We start from the raw sequence: 17,886 nt of genomic DNA on the forward strand, positions 1-17,886 counted from the left end.
TTACCTCCTCATTTCGTCATACTCATCCGCATTGACAGTCCCGCGTGCGCGGAACAGCGCAATCAGTACGGCGATTCCGACAGCCGCCTCGGCAGCTGCAACGGCAATGCTGAACAGAGTGAACATCTGTCCTGTCAGCGAGGGGACAACACCATACTTGGAGAATGCGACGAGGTTGAGGTTTACTGCGTTCAGCATGAGCTCAATCGACAATAGGATGATAACGGCATTCCGTTTGACAAGCGCGCCGTAAAGCCCGATACAGAACAGAATCGCGGCCATGGTCAGATAGGAAGATAACATCTATTCGGCCTCCTTCTTCGCCAGCACGATAGCCCCGATAAAGGCAACCGTCAGCAGCACCGATACGAGCTCGAACGGAATGACATAACCGGTAAACAGCAGCTTGCCGATCTCCATCGTATTGTCTGCCGACGCCGGCATCAGCGGCTGCTCCGGCTCCGGAAACTCGGACTGACGGATGGCATAGAACAGAATGCCGAACAGCGCAAGCGCGCCGATGGTCGTCAATGTTTCGCGCAGCGGCTTAGCCTGCTCGGCCTCCGCCTCCTGATGCTTGGTCATCATAATGCCGAAGATCATCAGAATGGAGACCGCTCCCGCGTAGATGAGCACTTGCACGAAAGCCAGAAACTCCGCTTCCAGCAGAACGAACATACCGGCAATGCCGATAAATACAGCTGCGAGCGAGACGACCATGTGGACGACTTTGGCGAAGCTGACCATCAATACGGCACCGCTGATAATCAGGACGGAGAAGACGAAGAAGGCGACGAATTCACCGGAGAAATTAAAGTTGAACATCGTCTATTTCGCTCCTCCCCTGGCCGCTGCGGGAGCACCGATATTGTTATTGTCTTGGCGGACGTTGCGGTTGTTCTCATCCAGCCACTTCAGATCCTTGAACAGCTCATCTCGGCTGTAGGACGCCAATTCGAAATTACCCGTCATGACGATCGCTTCGGTCGGACACACTTCCGTGCATAGATCACAGAGAATGCATATTTCGAAGTTGATGTCGTAGGTGTCGATGACCTTCCCTTTTTTCTCCGGATCGGGGTTCGCCTTCCCTACAAGCGAGATACACTCCGTCGGACATATACGTACACACTGATTGCACACGATGCATTTGTCCGGTTCAAAATGCTGGATGCCGCGATAGCGGTCCGGCATGATGATCGGCACATCGGGATAGGAAGTGGTAACTTTTTTCTCGGTCATTGATTTGAGCGTAACACCAAGCCCTTTTAAGAGACCTTTCATTCCGTTCCCTCCTGTATATGACTGCCATATTTGCTAGAGACACTTCTCTCAGAGCCCTCAGCCCTACCGAGCCAGAAGCTTATCACTTCACGAACAACTCCATATACACCGCCGTCAGAAACACATTCAGAATCGCTACCGGCAGCAGCACCTTCCAGCCCAGTCCCATCAACTGATCCACGCGGATACGCGGCATCGATGCCCGTATCCAGAACAAGAAGAAGACAATTGCCGAGAACTTAAGCAGGAACCAGATGATCCCCGGAATCCAAGTGAGGAACGGTGCCGGCGCATGCCAGCCGCCAAGGAACAATACGGTCGTGAGTGCCGCAATGGCATACACGTACACGTACTCTGTCAGCATGAAGAAGGCAAAACGGAAGCCGCTGTATTCCACGTGGTAACCGGCCACAAGCTCCGATTCTGCCTCCGGCAAGTCAAACGGCGTTCGGTTGAGCTCCGATACGGCCGCGATCACGAAGATCACGAAGCCGATGATTTGCGGAATGAAATTCCACTGCCAGAACCAATCACCTTGCTGCTCCGCAATGGAGCGAAGGTTGAGCGAACCAGACATCATGATAACGCCGACTACGGAGATGACAAGCGGGACTTCATAGCTGATCATTTGTGCTGCGGAGCGCATGCCGCCGAGCAGTGCGTATTTGTTATTGGACGACCAACCGCCCAGTACAATCGCAATGGTCGAGATCCCAGACAGCGCCACGTAATAGAGCAAGCCCACGTTAATGTCGGCAAAATAAAGCTTTTGCGTATACGGGATAACCGCCAGCACGGCAAAAGCAGGCACATAAGCAAGTGCAGGAGCGAGAATGAACAGCAGCCGATCTGCTTTGCGCGGAATCGTATCTTCTTTAATCAGCAGCTTCGTAATATCGGCTACCGATTGCAGCAGCCCCCAAGGGCCAACGCGGTTCGGACCGATCCGGAATTGCATCCAGCCGATAACCTTACGTTCGAAGAAGATCGCATAGGTCACAAAGCCGAGTACAATCACGAGCAGGATGACGCCCCACAGGAAGAACAGCAGCGCGTTGCCCCACGTAAGTGTTTCTTCGAGCCAAGATCCCATTAGCAGTCAACCTCCCCTACGACAATATCAATGCCGCCCAGAATGGTAATGAGGTTCGTCATGGTTTCCCCGACTAACAGCTTCGGCAATATTTGCAGGTTCACGAAGGATGGGCGACGGAATTTAAGGCGATACGGCTCCGCTTTGCCTTTGGAGACGATATGACAGCCGATCTCGCCTCGCGGTGATTCGATCGCGACATAGAGCTCGCCGGCCGGAGGCCGTATAACGCGAGGAACCTTGCCCATAACATCGCCTGATGACGGGAATTGTTCCACGGCTTGTTTTAAGATACGCAGCGATTGGCGAATCTCTTCCAAGCGGATTAGATAACGATCATAACAATCGCCATTCTTTCCGACCGGTACATCGAATTCGAAGCGGTCGTATAAGCTGTACGGTTTCGCTTTGCGCAAATCCCAGTCGACGCCTGTGGAACGCAGATTCGCTCCGGAGAGTCCATAATCAATCGCGGTTTGCGCATCGTAGCGGCCAATGCCTTTAATCCGTGCCAGGAAGATTTCGTTACCGCTAATGAGTCTGTCATACTCGTCAAGCTTGCCTTCCATGTACGGGATAAACTCGCGCACCTTCTCGATCCAGCCGGGAGGCGCATCCCATTTAACCCCGCCAACACGCATGTAATTGTACGTTAATCGTGCGCCGCATAGTTCATTAAACAAATTGATAATGATTTCGCGGTCGCGGAATGCGAAGAGGAACGGACTCATGGCGCCGATATCAAGCAGGTACGTGCCCCACCACACCAAGTGGCTGGCTACTCGTTGCATCTCCATGACGATCAGTCGCATAAACTCTGCCCGCTCCGGAATTTCAAGCTCCATCATCGTCTCTACCGCATGGCAGAGCACATAGTTGGTTGTCATCGCCGAGACGTAATCCATCCGGTCGGTATAAGGAATGATTTGAGTATAGTTCAAATCCTCCGCAAGCTTCTCGGTCCCACGGTGCAGGTATCCCATGACAGGCGTTGCTTCCGTGATGACTTCGCCGTCGAGCTTGACGACAATACGGAATACGCCGTGCGTGCTGGGATGCTGTGGGCCGACGTTAAGCAGCAGTTCTTCTGTACGAATCACGGCTCATCACACCTCCGGGTCTAGCGGTTCGTAATCTTTGCGCAGCGGGTACCCCACCCAATCGTCCGGCATCATGATGCGGCGCAGGTCGGGATGACCCGGAAAATCAATTCCGAGCAAATCGTACACCTCGCGCTCATTCCAGTTGGCCGTATTCCAAATCGGAACGACGGACGGAATTTGCGGATTGTCGCGATCGGTCTTCACCTTCACCGTCATCTCCCGCTTCGATTGCAGCGATACCAGATGATACACGGTTTCCAAATGCGTCTCATAATCGACGCCGGATAAGTTCCGCAAGTAATCGAATTGTTGCGTTTCATGCGACTTTAACAGCTCGGCACTCTCAAGCAGACGATCCGTCCGAATGACCAGCGTCGGCATATGGCCGTTTATTTCATTTATGTAGGCTTCCACGATGGCATCACCAGAAACGATTGAACGTATGAGGGCAGCAGCTTCATCGAGCTGCGGCTGCTTCGGAGACGGAGGCTTCGGCTCAGCCGGAACGGCTTCGCTCTCCGCAGCTGCTTTGGCTGCTGCTCGAGCTGCGCGCGCTTCCTCTGCAGCTTTGATCTTCGCTGCCTTCTCCGCGTCGACATCGCCGACCGGAGCAGCGCTGCCTCCTTCGCCTTCGGCAGCGGCCTTAGCCGCGGCTCGTGCCGCTCGCGCTTCCGCTGCAGCTTTCAGCTTCGCTTCTCGCTCCGGATCCACAGCTGCTTGCTCCGCAGCAGCTGGCGCAGCCGGCGCGGCAGCGGGTTCGCTCGCTGCAGGTGCCGCTGGCTCGCTCACCGGAGCTGCGGGCGCAGGCTGCGCAGACGGCTCACTTGCTGTCGCTGCCACAGCAGGCTCGGCAGCTTGTTCGCTAGGCGCTGCTGCCGGCTCAGCCGGCTGCGCCTCCGCAGCAGCGTTCTCGCTCACCGGCTGCTCCGGCTTCGATTCCACAGCGGCTTCGCTCCCCGACTTCAGCTGCTCCGACTCCGCAGGCTGTTCTTTCTGCTGAAGTTCCTTCTCTTTATCATCGCTCATCTTATCATCGCTCATCGATTCGTCACCCGCTTCCCGGTCTTCGCCTCGTAGCGGATCTTCTCTTGAAGTTTATTAATTCCATAGATAAGTGCTGCAGGATTCGGCGGACAGCCCGGTATGTACACATCAACAGGGACAATCTGATCGACGCCCTTCATGACCGCGTAGGACTTCACATACGGTCCGCCTGCGGTTGCGCATGAACCCATGGCAATCACCCACTTGGGCTCAGGCATCTGATCATAGAGCCTGCGAAGCAGCGGTCCCATCTTCTTCGTGACCGTACCCGCCACGATCATCACGTCCGACTGACGCGGCGATGTGCGGAACATGACACCGAATCGATCCAAGTCATAGTGGGATGCGCCCGTGCCCATCATCTCAATCGCGCAGCACGCCAGTCCAAAAGTTAGCGGCCAAAGCGAGTTGCTGCGGGCCCATGCCTTCAGTTCCTCCAACGTACCCATAAATACGTTGCGTTCCAGTTCCTTGCGTTCCTCGGGAGTAATCGACTCTAAATTGAATTCCATTTGAGCACCTTCTTCTTCCAGGCGTAGAGTAGTCCAATTAACAATAATCCTGTGAAAATGGCCATTTCGACAAGCACAAATAAGCCGAGCTGCTTATACGCAACGGCCCAAGGGTATAGGAAAACGGTTTCGACATCAAAGATAACGAACATGAGCGCAAACAAGTAGTAACGCACATTAAAACGGACCTGACCCTCACCAACGGGCTCATTCCCGCTCTCGTAAGTGGTCTTCTTCTCTTCATTCGGTTTGTGCGGACGCAGCAAACGGCCGACAGCCAAAGCAACCACCGGAAGCAGGATACCGAGAAGAATGAAGATCGCCACAATCACGTAATTGTTGATGTACTTCTCCACACAATTCGCCTCCATGGGTATGAGTCTATAGGGCGGGATAGGTGCTGACGCCTTGGTCAATTTTCCCTCACAATTATAACAAACCCTGCCACTTGCGTCTATGATGTAGTTGGATGCGCTTCCTTTTTACAAAAAAGGCCAGAATCTGCAGGTTTTCCCCATTAGAATGTACTGCCAATGGAAATTTTATGCAAATTAAACATTTGTAATAGTCGGCATAAGACCTAACATTAGCGTACCAGCTACCAAAATCCCGCATAAACCAACTCGCGGCTCGCTCTCCGCGAAAAGCTAAGAACTTAAGACCTCTACGATTCATTAGAGAATTAAAAAAAGCCCCCTGCGCCAACTATGGCGAATGGAAGGGTGTTTTCATGCGCGCTTGGTAGTCTTCCGGCGAAATGGCCTTAATTTCTCCCCACCTATTTTTAAGTTTACATGTTCTATTCCTATCCATATTGCAAAATCCCTACCATTAAAGGACCTGTTTCCCCCCTTCTCATAACAAACTTCTCTATGCGGATTATCGATAATGGTAAAAAATAGTTATGTAAGCGCTTTACATATGAGAGGAGTGAACTTAATGAAGAAGAATTCACGCTTCATGTCTCTGTGTTTGTCACTTGCAATGCTGTTTGGCGCACTAGTCTTACCGTCCTCAGCCGGGGCGGCGTATGGCGATCGGATCACGATTGCCGGTACGAACTTCTATGCAGGCGGTCAGCAGATCTTCATGAATGGGGCCAACACGCCGTGGAACAGCTGGAATGATTTTGGCGGCTCCTTCGACTACACGTGGTGGGATAACCATTTCCAGACGCTTCGCAACAACGGCATCAACTCCACGCGGATCTGGATTACCTGCGATGGCGAAGTCGGCATTAACATCAACAGCAGCGGTGTCGTATCCGGTGCCACAACCGCTCACTGGAACAACCTCGACAGCCTGTTCCAAATCGCGCAAAATCGCGGCGTCTATGTCATGGCAACCCTAATGTCCTTCGACCATTTCAAAAACACCCACACCAGCTACAATAGCTGGCGCAACATGCTCAGCACGAACGCCAACATCGACACCTACGTCAACAATTACGTCATTCCATTCGTAAATCGCTACAAAACCAACCCATGGCTCTGGTCCATCGACCTCATGAACGAGCCGGACTGGGTGTATGAAGACGCTGCAGCCGGTCAAATCGCATGGGCTCGCCTACAGACGTATTTTGCCAAAGCAGCCGTCGCCATCCATCAGAACAGCAACATTCTAACCACTGTTGGCCTAGGCATGGTCAAGTACAACAGCGCCACCCAATCCGGCTCCACCGACAACAAAATCAGCGATGCTGCTCTGCAAGCACAAGTCAGCAATACACTCGCGAAAGTCGACTTTTACTCTCCTCACTATTATGGCTGGCAAGACCCTTATTTCGGCATCCCATTCTACATGACGCCTACCGCGTTCGGCATCGTCCATGACCGCCCTGTCGTGATTGGCGAATCCCCGGCGCTTGGTTCCACCGGTCATACCATTACAAGCGACTTCGCGAATGCATACACCAACGGATACGCAGGCGTTATGCCTTGGACCTCTAACGGAGTTGATGCCAATGGCAGCATTACAAATCTTGGACCCGCTACACAAGCATTCCGTGATGCTCACTACTCCCTGGTGTTCCCGCCAGCGACAGGCGATACCGCTAAGTTCAATTTTGAGAACAACTCCTTGCAAAGCTTCTTCGGCCGAAATGGTCTAGCCGTATCTGCAAGCACTGACCGTGCGTATGCCGGCAGCTATTCCCTGAAAATGACCTCCAGCGCAACAGGCGTAGCTACCTACTATGCTCAGCTCGATAATCCAAGCAGCCTAAGCGCGAACACGACGCTTACCTTCCGCGTCTGGGTACCAAGCGGCGCTGCCATTGCATCCGTCCAGCCTTATGTCCAAAGCAATAACTGGACCTGGTACGGCACTTATAAAACCTATGCCAGCTTGACGAAGAATGCATGGAACACGATCACCTTGACCATCCCTTCCGGCGCAGCCACTCCGATCAAGAACATCGGCGTTGAGCTCGTCACAACCGGCGCTTGGAGCGGAAGTATTTATGTAGACAGCATTAACTAAAGATGCAGTTAAAGTGAAATAAATCAAAGAGGCATATGTGCATGCACATATGCCTCTTTGATTTAACCTCTCCCAATAGGGATTGGCCATAAAACAGTAAAGTTAATAGTGATTCAAATGAGTTAACTAAACAATACCGAAGGCTCTTTTAAAATTTTTCGTGGAATGCACAAGATAATTATTACTTCGCAGTATGCTCCAACTGCTCACGAGACATTTGCAACTTCTTCTCTCTCTTGCCTTTTTGCACTCCTTCCACTACTGGACCGTGTGAGATACCGTCCTAATGCGATTGAAGGTAGTTCAACCCATCTCCAGGAGAAGTACGTGACTAGAAATATCGGCACAACTGACAACAATACAATCAGCCATGCGTTTAATCGATCGTGTAAGAGATGAACCAAAGCGAAAATAACGGTTGTATGGACAAGGTACATACTATACGATGTTTTTCCAAGAAAACTTACCAAACGGTTATTTAGAGCTTTAGAAAGCTTTTCACTCGCAAGAGCAGCAATAATCACAATTGCGACTCCTACGGAAATGCCCCAATCCATCACAATATCTAAAGCTCTAATATGGAGTATTTCTATGCCTCTTGAATAAGAGTAGGCAAAAAGTCCGACTGCAAATAAGCTTATTTTGTTCTTATTGCTTAAGTCACGGAAGGCGTCTATCAAGTATGAATGATGTTTTGCTAACAGCGCCCCAATTATGAACATTGCAGTATAATGCGCACTGTCCAACCATCCGGTTGGCATCACATAGGATTCTTCTATTCCAAACAGTTTGTTTAATCCACCGACTATGGAAAAACACAACGCGGTTAGTAAAGACACACGCCAATGCGCTTTGGTGATCATAATCATGAGCAAGGGGAAGATTAACGAAATTCTCATTTCATGTATCAATGACCAAACCACGGGATTGTAAACTGATGTGTTGTGGTTCGTATACAGATTGAGTTGTTCAACCCAAGTGTTTAACGTGACATCCTGATTCCACTTGGCGCTCATCCATACTCCAACATCTGACACGCCGCCTTGGAACAGCACCTTGCACAGGATCAAAGCAAATGACATGGCAATTACAAACGGTAGATAGATCCGGCAGAATCTCCTAATTAAATAAGGGATATAGGCAATATTCTTGCCACTATAAAAAGGCAATGCAAGAACGAAGCCACTCAGCACAAAAAAGAAAATCACAGCTTCATGACCTGCGCCGGCTAATAGATACAGTGGCGAGTATTGTATCAACGGGCTTAGCGTCGTGACCACAGCGACCAAATGACACAATAAAACCGCAACTGCTGCTAATCCTCGTAAAGAATCTAACTCATGATAACGCACAGTGTTACCTCCATACGACCTGAATATTTATGCCAACTATAACACGATATAGGTCTTGTGGCCAGCCTAGCCAGCTGATATAATTTTAGTTCTGCATCTTGCCGAAATAGTGTATTGAATATAATATTAATTCGGTAATTTAAAACAGTTAGGAGTTGACTGAGTGTCTTATAAATGGTCTTTGTTTTCGCTTTTTCTCATTTTGACGTTTAGAATACTTTTGGATTTTTCATATATTCATTTCGTCCATCCAATCTTTAACAAATACTCACTAGACATTTCACAAACAAAATTAATAGAATCGTATATTCTTACAATTCTTTTGGCTTTGACCATAATCCGTTTATTTCCTGCCTTAACCAGACCAAGTTATATTGTTGTTTACATTCTATTTTTATGCCTGCTGATCCCGCTATTGTCCATATATGGCCTGGCAAACAACCCTAGAAGTTTTCTTTATATGTGTATCTTGAGTTTGGTAATCATCATTGCCATCACGAGAGGGCTCAAACCAATAAAGTCGCCAACCTTGACGCAAGGTAGAACATTGCTGAAGGTGTTTATTTTCGGCCTCTCCGCCTATGTTTTTCTAAGTCTTATAGCCAGCGGAGGACTTTCAAGACTAAATTTGAACCTATTAAAGATTTATGAGGTTCGTGAGCAGTTCAATGAATCAAAAGGCTTCTTGATGGGATATTTTCTTAGTTGGCAGGCGCTTTCTGTGAACAGTTTATTATTGGCTTACTTCTTGCATAATCGAAAAAAGATTGGAATTGTATTTATTCTTCTTTTCCAAATGTTCATTTATGCGACTACCGGGTTCAAATCTTTCTTGTTTGCTCCATTTTTAATTATTGCCCTTCACTTCATTTTGAACAAAAACAGAGAAAATAAAGCATTGCCATTATTGACGTTAGGTTTTACAAGCTTGGTTGCTTATAGTCTTGTTAGGTACTTCGGCTCGCAGGACATAGTTACCGGGTCAATATTGATACGGAGAACATTTTTCACGCCTGCCATGATTCATAACTTGTACTATGACTTTTTTACCGCTAACCCATTAGTTATGCTCTCAAATTCCATTTTTGCTCCCTTCGTAGCCAATCCATACGGAGATGTGAAAATTATACACGTACTCTCGTCTTATTACTTTGATGAACAGTTTGGGCTGAACGTCGGATACATCGGGAATGCGTATATGAACTTCGGCTTCCTAGGTGTACTCATCTTTTCAATTGTATTTGGTTTGCTGCTGAATTGGTTAGATAGCATTACAAAATATGTGCCTCTATCCGTCGCAGTTTCCAGCATTATCATTCCTTCTATGGCTTTCGTAAACTCTGCTTTCATCACGGTTTTGATCACTCATGGATTTTTGATTTCTTGTTTGTGTTTGTGGCTGTCAGCGAGAGCCAATAAACCTCTCGAAGTAATTCCCCAGAAAGACTTCGAGAGGCGCTCTATGGTAAGGTCGAGTTAAAGCAGAAATAAAATTGCGTCCAAACGGGTGGCGGATAAATTCGCTACCCTGATGGTGCGTAATTCCCGCGCATTAGTTTCCGGTTAAGCTCCGTTTTTCCACCCAAGTCCCCGGCGTTCCAGATGTGATACATTCCCAGGCGTCAATAACATACTTACTGCCTGTTGAAACTCCTGGCTGTCAAATACAATGCAAAGACATACTCGCACGAAAACAATACACGAAGGAGTGAACGGACCTTAAACTCCTCTCTCGCAAGTGTGGGGCAACGGACTAACTTTGCATGGATGCCTCCTGATAGATGAAAAGTTAATATAAACACTTTAATTCCAACATTCGACAAATGCGGTATATTTTTCCGAAATATTAATTCCTCTGACTGAGACATACGTATTAAGCGCCGGGTTGTTTTTAAAGATGGAATTTACGGCAATTACGCCCTCATTGTACTGGTCTCTTACCCCGCCCCCGGAAGGGACCGTGTACGAACTGTCCTGCACATCGACAATGGTATTTCCAGTAACAGAAAAACCTTTGTTTGTATTGTGCATGTTGATTCCAAGTGCGTAAGAATTCTTCAGGTTGTTGCCTTCAACGACGATCCCCATCGTATCCTGAGCATAAATAGCTCCTGAAACGTTGTTGCCGTTCTCTCCACAGGCGTAAAGTTGATTTCCTTTTACGATGCACCCAAAAGCATACTCAGTGGGGCTGACCAGCGTTCCGCGCGCCACCGCCACAACGATCCCGCGGCCTGTGCCGATACCATAGATGGAGTTGTTTATCGCTTTACAATTGAGAGGAGCGAACACATCAGTAGACCCTCCGCTCACGCCCGTTGCCACGATGGAAATGCCGATTTTGCAATTTCGGATCGTGTTGCCTTCAAACAGGATGTTTTCGCCGCTGTGGGTGTCCATCCCCTCCCATAGTGGGTTGTCTTCGATTTCGAAGTTTGTTACTGAGCAATCTTTGCTTTTCGGGTTGGAGGTTAAATCGTTAGGTATTTCGCCCCGCGTAAACGCAATGCCGTAAGCAATGGTCCCGTTCCGGGTGAAATCCCCTTCACCTTGCATTTGTTCACGTGCACTTCCTCCACGGAGAATCCAACAATCCCCGTGTACCCGATATCTTCTATCGTGCAATTGTCAATGCGTATGTTCTTTGCAAATTGAAGGAAAACACTATATCCCCCAAAGCCATGAATGTAACAATCCTCGATGGCACCTTTGGCTTTATAGCTTGAAACAGTCCCGGAACATTCGATTCCCTTGCCGTTATAGTTTAAGGATGAATTGCCTGCGCCTTGGATTTCAAGGCCGAAAAGCTTAAAGTTGTTCCCGAAATTCAGAACACTTTGCTGCGAAGAGGTGATAATCTTTGGCCCATACCCGTAAATCGCTGTATTATCCGGTGTGGTTAGAGTGGACACTTTGAAAATGTACGCTTTGACGTTTTCCGCAATATCCGCCAACTGCGCATCATTGCCGCTCAGTCGGGGCGAACCTATTTGTGTAATATATAACCCAACACTGACATATCTGGCAGGCATTTATTGCAATATCGTCACAACCGGCGCTTGTGGGGGAAGTATTTTTTGTAGACAGCATTAACTAGAATGGACTTTTATGAGGCTTAAAATTAAAGGGACTTATGTGCATGCACATAAGTCCCTTTATAAATTTACGCAGCTATTAATTTAGTTCATATGGCCTAGAATGATCATATTTTCCTAGTATTCGATAAATCCCTTTAAACATCTAACTTTCGCTATATTTTTCGTTTCTTCGCTAATATATTTCTCATACTTTCTTTAATATTTCTTTAGGTTGTCGACATATTGTGACACACTACGCACCAGTACCTTAGTATGATATGTAATATATCTACAGGGAGGTAGAAGTAATGCCAAATTACTATTTCAAAGAAGTATGGTCACCCTTGAAATTGATTGGTGTACGGTTTTACCGCGATGACGACAACCAACTGTGGGTTAAAGTATGGTCCAAGCAAAGACGGCGTGTTGGCTGACCAAACCGTTTATCCATCCACGTTTATAACATCTAGATCCTGTCTATACTTCTCACTAAAACGAGAAGTGTGGCTTATAGAGATGGATCGAGAATCATATAAAAGGTCTTGGGTAGGACTCTTCTGGGGCACGTTGATTAGCACCTTCTTCTGGACAATCATGATCATTGCAATTATGGGCTGGATGAATATCTTTGAAGAGTTCTAGCAAACAAAACGACTGCCCTCAGAATCCACTGAGAGCAGTCGTTTTGTTTGTTCGGTCTGTTTAGGCCATGCCCTTCATGATCTCTCTACCGGCCTCAACTTGGCTATTGAACTCTTTACGGTAGTCCGCAATGACAGCCGTGCTGTAACCATTCGCCTTCAGCTGCGTTTCAACTTCACCTACGATTGTGTTAAAGGAAGCTGTGCACGCATCAAGCTTGGCATAGCCTTGATTCTTAAGCTTTTCTTTCAGCTTCGCATCATCCGTGCTGATGTATTGGATGCCAATATCCATCAATGACGCTTGGCAGCTATTCTGCAGGCTTGTAAGCCGTGACTGCGCATTATCCGTGATGGACTCATAAGATGGCTTAACCGGTCCAGCGCCACCGCCAGTGGAGCCACCTGTCGACCCACCGTTAGAACCACCAGTACCATTGCTTCCAGTACCGCCGTTATTCCCCTGCGAGCCATGCTCAGCCCGATAAGCAGCCGACTCAGCCGATACTTGCTTCTTCACCGGATCCCACTGAATCGCCGTTCCTACCGCTTCTGACATGAAGCGCACTGGCACGTACAACGCACCTTTAACGATGTAACCAGACTGTCCATCTGGAATCACTTTTGTTTTACCATCCACGACAACCTTCACACTCTTCGGTGTAAGCTGTACGGATAAGCCGCCCTTAGCCGACATTTCATTACCATGTGCAATGACATTAGTAAGGTAGTCCTTCAGAACAACAGCTTCTTGTTTGTTCGGATTCGCTACAGTAACCTGGGAAGTCTTAGCATCCCACTGTACGCTCTTTTGCAGCGCATAAGAGACAAAACGCAGCGGCACATAGGAAGTACCATTTACAGCGAATACATATTGTCCGTCCGGAAGCACAAGCGTCTTTCCGTCGAACACCATGTTAAAGGAGCTTGTCTTAACTTTGATCGCAGCTGATGGAGCTGCTGCGACAATGGATTGCGCCGTGAAAATAAGTGCAATGATCACTATGAATGAAAGTACTAGTTTATTAGTTTTATTATAAATCAATGTTATTCACCTTCTCGGATAAATTATTATTTCAAAATAAAAGTGCTTAATACGTTAGATTTGCAATTCTTCCTTAAGAAATACCATAGACTCCAAAACGTAATCTCCCGACATGTCTCCATTCCGATTTTACTTAATTTTGTATCCACAGTCTATTTATGTCTAAATTTTCTTCTTTCACGCTTCCTGCACTCACCATGTCACTTCTTTTATCATTTGGATACAAACAAATAATAACTAATGCTAGCATAATACCTTGTGTTAGCATAGGAGTAAGAAGTGCAGAATTAGTAAGGGAGTACACCGGGATTCCAATAAGTAAGCTGTAGTCTTACTTTTCAAAAAAAGAACCATTATATCTTACGCTACCTTCAACTCAGTTGCACTTGTAACCTTTCTATAATTAATAATAAATATTAAAATCATTAAAAACAACCTAAATACATTTGCAACTAAATTTCCGATACAAAAACCAATTAACCCGTATAGATTATAAAATAAAAAAGAGCATAATATATACACAAACACGTTGGAAAAACCAATTAACCACTGCCAATTAATATTAGTAAATCTCAAAATATACGGATGTATTACAGAAGTAATAACTCCTAAAATTGCACTTGCTGTAGTAATATTTATTAACTCCATAGATTCAGCTGCCCAATTTGGATAGAGAATTTTTAACAATGAATAGCTTACTTGAATAATTGCAAAATAACCGATTAATCCAACTATACTTGTAAAAGTAATCATATATGTGAAATTCTTAATTCTCAACTTATTTGATTTAGATAAGTAACTTAACATCACTCCGTTTATTGGTGTAATCATCATTGAAATTATTCTTCCCGAAACTGAAGCAGTATAGTATATTGATACCGCTGTTGGACCAAGAAGAGGGAATAACAGTAGTTTATCAGCGTACGATAATATATTTTTGAGAAAAATTGAACAAAATAATACAAAACTCTTATAGGTTGTTAACTTAAAAAATTCAGTAGTAGTGAAGCCTTCTTTTAGAAGGTTGGAGTGTCTTGTAATGTACAGCAAACTGAGTCCTAAACCAAAAATTATAGTAGCTTGCCAATAACCAGTAATATAAAAGAATAGTACGCCAATTACGTACCCGATACCTAATATAAAATTATTGATTAATATAGCTTTATAATTTAAGTTGATCCTAAAAGTTACAATTAAGTATTCTCTCAATAAATTAATAGATGATAAAATAATAATTAAAAGTACGTTCACAATTGAAAAAGATCCCTCATAGTATACCGTTCCCACAACTAGCAAAACAGAACTTATTACTAAACTACAAAGGAGTAGAACATTATAATCACCTTTGATGTTATTCTTTTCATAATCATTATTCATTAGTAACCTGACATTATTCAGGACATTTCCAAATGGTAAGCTTAATAATGTATAAAGACTTACTAAGGTAACCACCAAACCATATTGAGCATTCCCCAATTCCTTTCCGAAAATCGGAAGTACGATCAATTGGAGCACTAATATTGGAATTCCAGAAGCTATTATGTTCAACATGGCATCTATTATAATTTTTTTTTTGAACATTAAGTTATTACCTCATTTTCACTTCAATCTTCTTCATTTTACCTATCTTCGGAAATATCAAGTAAATATTTAAGATGAGTTAGTCAACCATCACGTTTCCAACTCGGAACTTTACTAAGTATTGGCCCAACTTTATCAAGCCTCAAATGATGAATATATATCGTTAAGCTTTATTTTCATCTTATCCCACGAATAATTGTTGTAGAAATTTCTCGAGGTTTCCCCCATCTCTTTAAGGATATTCTTATTATTACATATTGTATCTAGCATCTCATCAAAACTAGATACTGAGTAATCAATTAAAAAGCCGATGTTATTTGCTCCAACCAACCGATCCAAACCTGTATTCTTGGCTACTACAATTGGTTTTCCTAAATACATAGCTTCATATACCTTGTTAGGTGCAGAATATTTATGATTTTTCACAGAAGGATTATAAATTGCCATCATTAAATCACACGAACTATAATAACTAAAGGTATCCGAATAGTTTACTTTTCCTAAAAACTTAATATTTTCTACTCCTCTAATTTCTTCCTTTAACCATTCCTCTAGCGGTCCTAATCCACCAATAGTAATATGGACTTTCTTGTTCTTTTTTGCAATCTCGACAATCTCTTTGATAAATCTTTTATCTGATAATGTTCCAATATAACATATTTTCAGAGCATCATCTGATAAAGGGATCTCAACCGAGTGAATCTTTTTAGCTTCACTCAAAATTACAGGTGTATTATGTACAACAGTTAAATTTTTAGGTTTTGAACCTTGAATTTGGTTAATGCGATCCTCGGTACAAATTATTGTTGAGTCTGCATTATTAATGACATTGTATTCAATAAATTTGACTATGTTTTCTAACCTTTTTGGTATACCGCGTCTGCTATCGATATAAAAATCAGCGATATGATAAATATGTTTCTTTCTAAATACTTTTGCAAAGATGCTACAAGGAAGACCTGCATCTAAATCAAAACTATGTATAATATTAATTTCTTTCCGTTTTTTTACTAGGATTTTAAAGATTATTGCCTGATATAAAAATAAATTAATTAAATTTGCAATTCCTCTACCCATTTCTGATTCCAGATTAATTTCATAGTTTTCAATTGGCATCTCTTCATAAATAAATTTTTTCTTCGTAACCTTTTTGTTAATTTCTTTATCTCTATTTCTAGTTATTAACATCGGTTGATTTTTTACTGCAGCGGCACCCACAGCCCTAATTAAACTAGCGTTTTTTTCTACCGCAGCATTTCTCACAATACAAATATTCATTATGCACCTCTGAACTTTCAAATAACTACTAGGGTCCTTAATCATGTTTGTTATTGCGTAATATTAAATCAGGACCCTCCCTAAGATTCCACTTGTGGTGGACATTTTCCTACAATTTATATGTCCCTTCAAGCATACATATATTTTTGGTATCTAGAATATACTTGTCTTTTATTTCATTCAAATTACTTTTGATATGGTCATGCCCTACCATAATAATAAGGATTTCGATCTCATTTAGAAAATCCTCAAAATTCATAAATTGATGATCTACCATTCTTGTTTTTACTAATGGATCATATACCTTAACACCAAATGCTAAGTGCTCATCCATTCTTTCTAGTAATTGCAGTGTAGGACTTTCTCTTATATCATCGACGTTCTCCTTATATGTTAGACCATATAAGCCAACTTTTGAAATATCTTTAATTCCACGCTCTCTCATAATATCTCTAATTCTACCAAGTACATGCCTAGGCATAGAATCATTTATTTTTCGTGCTGATAGAATTAAGTTAGTTAGATCCGGGTAATCTCCAACCAGAAACCACGGGTCTACTGATATACAATGCCCGCCTACACCTGGACCAGGTTGTAATATATTAACCCGCGGATGCTTATTAGCAATTTTTATAATCTCATAAACATCCATATTATCGGCACGGCAAATTTTCGTCAATTCATTAGCGAAAGCAATATTAATATCACGATATGTATTTTCTACTACTTTAGACATTTCTGCAGACCTGATATCCGTTACAACTATTTCTGATTCGCAAAAGTTTGCATACAGGGATTTTACCTTCTCACCAATTTCCAAATTGTCTGCACCTATGGTTCTAGAGTTATGTTCAAGCTCATAGATCATATTTCCAGGAATTATTCTTTCAGGAGCATGTAACAAATGAACATCCTCACCTATAACAAATCCCTTTTTTTCAATTTCCGGACGAACATATTTATCAATTGTTCCGGGGGAAATCGTTGATTCAATAATTAATGCTGCGCCTTTTTCACAAACTTCTAGAACACTATTCACAGCCGAACATACATACTTTGGATCAAGTTTCTTACTATCCTTGATATAAGGCGTTGGAACTGCAATAACGTAAGTATGTGTTTTTACATATTCTGTTGTAAATTTGATTCCATTAGAAATTGCTTCCTGGAAGAGATCTTCTAATCCCTCTTCTTCAAATGTAAGCTTTCCTTCATTTAATGACTCGACTAGATTTGAATTATAATCGGTTCCCACTACTTTTACACCACTTTTTGCAAACATAAGCGCTGTTGGTAAACCAATATAACCCAGTCCTATTATATTAATCATTGTTATCTTCCCTTCATTTTTGAGAAAAACTCTAACATCAATTGAAATGGCAACATTAGATCAAA

Annotated in this window: 19 protein-coding genes; 4 read left to right on the forward strand and 15 right to left on the reverse strand. The window is 44.2% G+C overall.

Features of this window, described 5'->3' with window-relative positions; genetic code table 11:
- The 8 genes from nuoK to AC0YNS_RS21515 all read right to left on the reverse strand — a co-directional run bounded on the left by nuoK (position 1) and on the right by AC0YNS_RS21515 (position 5,407).
- On the reverse strand, positions 1–303 hold the full coding sequence (gene nuoK, locus AC0YNS_RS21480) for an NADH-quinone oxidoreductase subunit NuoK (protein WP_090982274.1): 303 nt from the start codon (positions 301–303) through the stop codon (positions 1–3).
- Entirely contained in the window at positions 304–825 is a 522-nt protein-coding gene (locus AC0YNS_RS21485) for an NADH-quinone oxidoreductase subunit J (protein ID WP_475783015.1), read from the reverse strand.
- A 3-nt stretch (positions 826–828) separates the two neighbouring features.
- On the reverse strand, positions 829–1,284 hold the full coding sequence (nuoI, locus tag AC0YNS_RS21490; protein ID WP_090982270.1) for an NADH-quinone oxidoreductase subunit NuoI: 456 nt from the start codon (positions 1,282–1,284) through the stop codon (positions 829–831).
- Between the two features lie 82 nt (positions 1,285–1,366).
- Complete coding sequence (nuoH, locus tag AC0YNS_RS21495; protein WP_475783016.1) at positions 1,367–2,377, reverse strand: NADH-quinone oxidoreductase subunit NuoH; 1,011 nt, start codon at positions 2,375–2,377, stop codon at positions 1,367–1,369.
- A complete protein-coding gene (locus AC0YNS_RS21500) occupies positions 2,377–3,477 on the reverse strand; it encodes an NADH-quinone oxidoreductase subunit D (protein ID WP_475783017.1) in 1,101 nt (366 codons plus the stop codon). The genes nuoH and AC0YNS_RS21500 overlap by 1 nt, the downstream gene beginning before the upstream one ends.
- A gap of 6 nt (positions 3,478–3,483) precedes the next feature.
- Complete coding sequence (locus AC0YNS_RS21505) at positions 3,484–4,521, reverse strand: NADH-quinone oxidoreductase subunit C (protein ID WP_475783018.1); 1,038 nt, start codon at positions 4,519–4,521, stop codon at positions 3,484–3,486.
- Positions 4,518–5,036 carry a NuoB/complex I 20 kDa subunit family protein gene (locus tag AC0YNS_RS21510; RefSeq protein WP_090982261.1) on the reverse strand — a complete coding sequence of 173 codons (519 nt, stop codon included), beginning with the start codon at positions 5,034–5,036 and terminating at the stop codon, positions 4,518–4,520. Before AC0YNS_RS21510 ends, AC0YNS_RS21505 begins: the two co-directional genes overlap by 4 nt.
- Positions 5,021–5,407, reverse strand: a complete 387-nt coding sequence (locus tag AC0YNS_RS21515) for an NADH-quinone oxidoreductase subunit A (RefSeq protein ID WP_090982453.1) — start codon at positions 5,405–5,407, stop codon at positions 5,021–5,023. The genes AC0YNS_RS21510 and AC0YNS_RS21515 overlap by 16 nt, the downstream gene beginning before the upstream one ends.
- A 568-nt stretch (positions 5,408–5,975) precedes the next feature.
- Between AC0YNS_RS21515 and AC0YNS_RS21520 the strand changes: the two genes are divergently transcribed.
- Positions 5,976–7,517, forward strand: a complete 1,542-nt coding sequence (locus AC0YNS_RS21520) for a carbohydrate binding domain-containing protein (protein ID WP_475783019.1) — start codon at positions 5,976–5,978, stop codon at positions 7,515–7,517.
- A gap of 206 nt (positions 7,518–7,723) precedes the next feature.
- On the opposite strand, the gene AC0YNS_RS21525 is transcribed toward AC0YNS_RS21520, so the two are convergent.
- On the reverse strand, positions 7,724–8,869 hold the full coding sequence (locus AC0YNS_RS21525) for an acyltransferase family protein (protein WP_475783020.1): 1,146 nt from the start codon (positions 8,867–8,869) through the stop codon (positions 7,724–7,726).
- Between the two features lie 163 nt (positions 8,870–9,032).
- Here AC0YNS_RS21525 and AC0YNS_RS21530 point away from each other — a divergent pair, with 163 nt between their 5' ends.
- Positions 9,033–10,349, forward strand: coding sequence for an O-antigen polymerase (locus tag AC0YNS_RS21530; RefSeq protein WP_475783021.1), 1,317 nt, complete (start codon positions 9,033–9,035; stop codon positions 10,347–10,349).
- A 323-nt stretch (positions 10,350–10,672) separates the two neighbouring features.
- Here the strand turns inward: AC0YNS_RS21530 and AC0YNS_RS21535 are convergent, their stop codons facing one another.
- Complete coding sequence (locus tag AC0YNS_RS21535) at positions 10,673–11,425, reverse strand: hypothetical protein (protein WP_475783022.1); 753 nt, start codon at positions 11,423–11,425, stop codon at positions 10,673–10,675.
- Entirely contained in the window at positions 11,341–11,901 is a 561-nt protein-coding gene (locus AC0YNS_RS21540; protein WP_475783023.1) for a right-handed parallel beta-helix repeat-containing protein, read from the reverse strand. Before AC0YNS_RS21540 ends, AC0YNS_RS21535 begins: the two co-directional genes overlap by 85 nt.
- Positions 11,902–12,254: 353 nt before the next feature.
- On the opposite strand from AC0YNS_RS21540, the gene AC0YNS_RS21545 reads away from it, so the two are divergent.
- Together AC0YNS_RS21545 and AC0YNS_RS21550 are read left to right on the forward strand one after the other, a co-directional pair.
- Positions 12,255–12,380, forward strand: a complete 126-nt coding sequence (locus AC0YNS_RS21545) for a hypothetical protein (RefSeq protein ID WP_475783024.1) — start codon at positions 12,255–12,257, stop codon at positions 12,378–12,380.
- A gap of 82 nt (positions 12,381–12,462) precedes the next feature.
- A complete protein-coding gene (locus AC0YNS_RS21550) occupies positions 12,463–12,588 on the forward strand; it encodes a hypothetical protein (protein WP_475783025.1) in 126 nt (41 codons plus the stop codon).
- A 60-nt stretch (positions 12,589–12,648) separates the two neighbouring features.
- Here the strand turns inward: AC0YNS_RS21550 and AC0YNS_RS21555 are convergent, their stop codons facing one another.
- The 4 genes from AC0YNS_RS21555 to AC0YNS_RS21570 all read right to left on the reverse strand — a co-directional run bounded on the left by AC0YNS_RS21555 (position 12,649) and on the right by AC0YNS_RS21570 (position 17,821).
- Positions 12,649–13,632 (reverse strand): stalk domain-containing protein, encoded by a 984-nt coding sequence (locus AC0YNS_RS21555; protein ID WP_475783026.1) that lies wholly within the window; start codon positions 13,630–13,632, stop codon positions 12,649–12,651.
- A gap of 360 nt (positions 13,633–13,992) precedes the next feature.
- Positions 13,993–15,213: a lipopolysaccharide biosynthesis protein gene (locus tag AC0YNS_RS21560; RefSeq protein ID WP_475783027.1), complete on the reverse strand. Its 1,221-nt coding sequence runs from the start codon at positions 15,211–15,213 to the stop codon at positions 13,993–13,995.
- Positions 15,214–15,348: 135 nt separating this feature from the next.
- Positions 15,349–16,491: a glycosyltransferase gene (locus AC0YNS_RS21565; protein WP_475783028.1), complete on the reverse strand. Its 1,143-nt coding sequence runs from the start codon at positions 16,489–16,491 to the stop codon at positions 15,349–15,351.
- A 109-nt stretch (positions 16,492–16,600) separates the two neighbouring features.
- Positions 16,601–17,821: a nucleotide sugar dehydrogenase gene (locus AC0YNS_RS21570; RefSeq protein ID WP_475783029.1), complete on the reverse strand. Its 1,221-nt coding sequence runs from the start codon at positions 17,819–17,821 to the stop codon at positions 16,601–16,603.
- Positions 17,822–17,886: the final 65 nt, after the last annotated feature.

The organism is Paenibacillus sp. J22FR21, from assembly GCF_056269135.1.